Raw genomic sequence first — 4,485 nt, 5'->3', positions numbered from 1 at the left:
GGCGCGCAGGCGGCTGGCGACGCGGTCGGCGAGATGCAGCAGCGTCGGCAGGAAGACGCGCGGCAGCGCCGGCTTGCGCCCAAGCGCCGACTGCGCGCCGGCGGAGTGCGCGCGGCGGTGCGTTTCCAGCCGGCGCGGGTCGCGGTTCCAGGCAAGCGCTGCGAGCTTTTCGCCGGCGGCCGGGCCCAGCAGGCGTTTCAGCGCGCCGCCATGGGTGCGAGCGAGCTGGCCGATGGTCTCGACGCCGATGTCGGCCAGCCGCGCCCTGGTCGCCGGGCCGACACCCCACATCAGCGTGACCGGCAGGTCGTGCAGGAATGCGAGCTCCGTGCCGGGCTCGACCACGACAAGCCCGTCGGGTTTTGCGACTTGCGAGGCGATCTTGGCCAGATGCTTGGTGCGCGCCACGCCGATCGAGATCGGCAGGCCGAGCTCAGCCTTCACGCGGCGGCGGATGGCATGGGCGATCTCGTCGGGCGGCCCGAACAGATGCGTGCAGCCGGTGACGTCGAGGAACAGGCCGTCGGCGCCGTCGATCGCCACCAGCGGCGTGTAACGGTCGCACCAGTCGGCGAGGCCTTCGAGCAGGCGGCGGTCGGCCTCGGGATCGGCCTCGACGATGTCGATCGCGGGGTGCATGGCGCGCGCGTCGGCGATGCCCATGCCGCGCTTCAGCCTGAGCGCCTCAGCCCGCTCGTCGAGGGCGGCGATGCGCTGGGCGTTCATGTCGCGGTGGCTGATCACCAGCGGTGGGTGAGGCGGGGGCAGGTGATCCGACGGCCGGGAACGCCAGGACCGCCCCAGACGCTGGCGCAGGATGCGGTCGGCGGCGAGATGCGGAAACCACAGCGACAGAATCCTTTGTTCTTTCCTTGCCCCTTCTTTCTTCGAAAACATGTTCATCGGGGTTCCACTCCAGTGTGAATTGTCCGGGGAGCGCGGTGCGGCTCTTGCCGATGCCGACGGTGAAGGCGGGGCGGCCGATCGAGCCGGCCAGCGGCCCGGCGATCGTCGCGCGGCTTGCCGAGGGCGCGGCCGACACGATCAGGCGCACGGGCGCGACGGTTGGCTCGGCCTCGCCGGCCTGGCGCAGCAGGAACACCGGCCGGCCGGCGTCCTGGGCGCGGGCGTGCAGCCGCCGCGTCGCGGTGAGGTCGAGCGGCCGCGGGCTGCCGCGGATTTCGAGGATGACGGCGGCGAGCGCCGTCATGCGGGCGGCCTCCTCGGCGATCCACAGCGCGTCGAGCAGCCTCGGCGCCTCGGAAAACAGCAATTGTTCGGGCGCGATGCCGAACAGGCTCCGCAGCCCGCCGGCATAGGGAAAGCCGGCCTCGCGGAAGATTTCCGAGGTGCCGACCCACAGCACCGGCAAGCCCGGCTGCCGCGCGAGGATCAGGCCGGCAAGCGACAGGGCAAAGCCGGCGACGGCTCCGGCGTCGCGGGTTTCAGTGCCATGGATCTCGCTCAGCGCCGTCTTCGGCAGGCCGCCGCCAAGGGCTGCGTCGAGCGGCTCGACACCGGTGCGCAGGAACGCATCATGCGATGCAACGGCAAGGCCACGCCGAACCACCGTGACATCGGCGATGTCATCAGGCGACGCGCCGGCCGGCGCCGCAAGGCGCTCGGGCAGCGTTCCCTCGATCTTCGCGATTTGGCGGCGCAGGGCAAAAACAGTCTCCCGCGCCACGGCGGTCATCGCCATGACGGTCAACTTTCAGCAGCATTGTTCCTGTTATGTTCTTATAGATTCCAGAGGGTACCCCAAGAGTCAAGCCGACTCATTGTGAATTTATTCCTCTGTCGTTACGCGCTTTAGCGTTGGCCATCGAAGGCCAGCCGGGCCGCAAGTCCCGCAAAGACGCTCCCCAGCAACAGCTGCGGCGCCCGCTGAAACCGCGTCCGCCTCGACAATGCCGCGCCGATCCGGCTGGCGGTCAGGATGACCAGGCCATTGACGACCAGCCCAATCAGATTGAGCACGGTTGCCAGCACCAGTATCTGCCCCGCCACGGACCCGGCCTGCGGCTGCACAAATTGCGGGAACAGCGCCAGCACGAACAGCGCCATCTTCGGGTTGAGGAGATTGGTCAACAACCCCTGCCGGACGATGCGCCCTTGCGAGTAGCGCGGCAGGCCGGCAACCGGCGCAAGCGCTGTCCCGTCGGAGCGGAACGCTTTCCAGGCGAGATAGGCCAGATAGGCGGCGCCGGCGTAACGCACGATGTCGTAAGCGATGGGAACGGCAAGGAACAGTTGCGACAGGCCGAAAGCAGCGGCCAGCGCATGACAATAGGTACCAGCGGCGATGCCGACATAGGTCGCCAGGCCCGCCGCACGCCCCTGGCTGGCGCTGCGGGATGCGATCAACAGCATGTCCGGCCCCGGCGTCGCGGTCAAAGCGAGGCAGGCAATGGCGAAAAGTCCAAGGGTGGAAAAGTCCGGCATGGGAGCTCCTGATACATGGCCGGAACCGACCCGTACGCGATTCCCGCGCGGCAGCAAAGGATACAAGATACAGGAACTGCCGCATCATTTGCCTCGACCGGCGCGAAAGCCTATATGCCGGGATCAAAGGACAAAGAATGGCCCGCATCTACAAGACCCGCACCTGGCACGACCAGCTTTCGCCGTCGATGGAGGAGATGGAGTTCCTGGCGCTGGAGGCCTACGCCCATCTGCCGGAGGATTTCCGCAAGCTCACCGGCGAGATCGTCATCCAGATCGCCGATTTCCCGACCGACGAGATCATGGACGATCTTTCGCTGGAAACGCCGTTCGACCTGCTCGGCCTGTTCGAGGGGCGCGGCATCGCCGAGCGCTGGAACCCGCAGACCGGCGAGGGGCCGAACCGCATCACGCTCTACCGCCGCGCCATACTCGACTACTGGGCCGAGAACGAGGAGACGCTGGGCGACATCGTCACCCATGTGCTGATCCACGAGATCGGCCACCATTTCGGCCTGTCGGACGACGATATGGAGCGGATCGAGGAGGCGGCGGAGCAGACGGCCTAGGGCTTTCGCGAAATCGCATCGCGCCGTTCCTCTTTCCCCTCCGGAGGGAGAGGAAGGGTGCCTGCACCAAAGCGGGTTGTTGCCCGCGTCTACCAATCGCTGAGCTTGGTGTCGGGCGTGTAGTCCTGACCCTCGACATCCTTCACCACAGCCTGACCGCAGCGCATCGATTTGGTCTTCTTGTCATAGGCATAGGTCGGCGAGCCGAACAGGTGCCAGCCCTTGTTCAGCGACGCCGTCACCTTGTGGCAGAAGCTGGAGTCGTCAGGGCCGGACAGAAAGCGGTAAAGTTTCATTTTTCAGTCCCCGTGAGTTTGCGGCAATCGCCCGAAAGCGCATCATGCGCCGATGGCGGCGGCCTTCGCCAGAAGTTTCTCGGCCTGAGCCAGATGCAGCCGCTCGACCATGCTGCCATCGAGCGCGATGACGCCCTTGCCGGCATTCTCGGCAAGCGCGAAGGCCGCCGTCACCGCGCGGGCCTGGGCGATAGCCTCCGGCGACGGCGCAAAGGCCCGGTTCGCCGCCTCGATCTGCGCCGGATGGATCAGCGACTTGCCATCGAAGCCCATGGCGGCGGCTTCCACGCATTCACGGGCAAAGGCGTCAGAATCGCGAAAATCATTGGCGACGCCGTCCAGTACATCGACGCCGCCGGCGCGCGCGGCCAGCACCAATTGCATCAGCCAGGGCGTGAGATAGCGCCGGTCCGGCGTCGCAAGGATACCGGTCTCCTTGACCAAATCGTTTGTTCCGGCAACGAAACAAGCAAGGCGCGAGGCGGGATCGCGGCCGAGCTCGGCAAGCGCGCCGATGTTTAGCAGGGCTTTCGGCGTCTCCACCATCGCCCATAGTTTCACCGTGTCCGGCGCGAAATTGTCGTCGAGCAGGTCGGCGGCCTCCAGCACCTCGCGCGGCGTGACGACCTTCGACAGAAGGATGCCGTCGGCCTCGCCTTTCGCCGCCGCCAGCACGTCGTCGATGCCCCATTCGCTCCCCAGCGCGTTGACGCGAACGATCATTTCGCAGCGCCGGTTCGGGCGTTCGGCCAGGATGCCCGCCAGCCTTTGGCGCGCCGTGACCTTGTCGGCTGGCGGCACGGCGTCTTCCAGGTCAATGATCACGGCATCGCAGGCAAGCGTCGCGATCTTGGCCAGCGCCCTGTCGTTCGAGGCCGGGATGTAGAGCACCGAGCGGCGCGGGCGGTAGGTTTGCATTCTCGATCTATGCCGCCTGTGGACAATGGAGGCAAGCCGTGCGGCGCAGCCAATCGTGGGAAGTCGGCGCCGCCCCTCATCGCCCTGCCGGGCACTTCTCCCCGTATAGTGACGGGGAGAAGGGGCTGGTTGTCCGAACCGGATAGATAGGTAACAGAATGGACCGATTGCATAGGTGACAGTTTTCTCCCTCGCCGGAGGACCCGGCGATGGTTTGGCGAGAGACTGGCATCATGGACGAGCGGCTTCGTTTTGTA

At 66.6% G+C, this 4,485-nt stretch carries 5 protein-coding genes and 1 pseudogene; 1 reads left to right on the top strand and 5 read right to left on the bottom strand.

All coding sequences use genetic code 11. The features are described from left to right. The 3 genes and pseudogenes from EOA33_RS25435 to EOA33_RS25425 form a co-directional block, all read right to left on the bottom strand. Positions 1-726 (bottom strand): annotated as a pseudogene (locus EOA33_RS25435) (DNA polymerase IV); the annotation flags it as partial. Next, on the bottom strand, positions 686-1,702 hold the full coding sequence (locus tag EOA33_RS40800) for a hypothetical protein (RefSeq protein WP_245482430.1): 1,017 nt from the start codon (positions 1,700-1,702) through the stop codon (positions 686-688). The gene EOA33_RS40800 and the pseudogene EOA33_RS25435, both read right to left, overlap by 41 nt. 110 nt (positions 1,703-1,812) lie before the next feature. After that, positions 1,813-2,445: a LysE family translocator gene (locus EOA33_RS25425; RefSeq protein ID WP_126057379.1), complete on the bottom strand. Its 633-nt coding sequence runs from the start codon at positions 2,443-2,445 to the stop codon at positions 1,813-1,815. Positions 2,446-2,582: 137 nt separating this feature from the next. Between EOA33_RS25425 and EOA33_RS25420 the strand changes: the two genes are divergently transcribed. After that, on the top strand, positions 2,583-3,014 hold the full coding sequence (locus EOA33_RS25420; RefSeq protein ID WP_126057380.1) for a metallopeptidase family protein: 432 nt from the start codon (positions 2,583-2,585) through the stop codon (positions 3,012-3,014). A gap of 89 nt (positions 3,015-3,103) precedes the next feature. Here the strand turns inward: EOA33_RS25420 and EOA33_RS25415 are convergent, their stop codons facing one another. Beyond that, on the bottom strand, positions 3,104-3,310 hold the full coding sequence (locus EOA33_RS25415; RefSeq protein ID WP_126057381.1) for a DUF1737 domain-containing protein: 207 nt from the start codon (positions 3,308-3,310) through the stop codon (positions 3,104-3,106). Positions 3,311-3,352: 42 nt separating this feature from the next. Next, a complete protein-coding gene (locus EOA33_RS25410) occupies positions 3,353-4,228 on the bottom strand; it encodes a CoA ester lyase (RefSeq protein ID WP_126057382.1) in 876 nt (291 codons plus the stop codon). Positions 4,229-4,485 lie beyond the last annotated feature (257 nt).

This window comes from Mesorhizobium sp. M4A.F.Ca.ET.050.02.1.1 (genome assembly GCF_003997725.1).
Taxonomy (GTDB): domain Bacteria; phylum Pseudomonadota; class Alphaproteobacteria; order Rhizobiales; family Rhizobiaceae; genus Mesorhizobium.
The sequence above is the reverse complement of the archived record's forward strand: the minus strand, read 5'-3'. Positions and strand labels throughout refer to the sequence as shown.

Bases quoted from the DNA above. Each gene is read 5' to 3' on its own strand.
- EOA33_RS40800 (WP_245482430.1), bottom strand. From the start codon at position 1,702: ATGGCGATGACCGCCGTGGCGCGGGAGACTGTTTTTGCCCTGCGCCGC.
- EOA33_RS25425 (WP_126057379.1), bottom strand. From the start codon at position 2,445: ATGCCGGACTTTTCCACCCTTGGACTTTTCGCCATTGCCTGCCTCGCT.
- EOA33_RS25420 (WP_126057380.1), top strand. From the start codon at position 2,583: ATGGCCCGCATCTACAAGACCCGCACCTGGCACGACCAGCTTTCGCCG.
- EOA33_RS25415 (WP_126057381.1), bottom strand. From the start codon at position 3,310: ATGAAACTTTACCGCTTTCTGTCCGGCCCTGACGACTCCAGCTTCTGC.
- EOA33_RS25410 (WP_126057382.1), bottom strand. From the start codon at position 4,228: ATGCAAACCTACCGCCCGCGCCGCTCGGTGCTCTACATCCCGGCCTCG.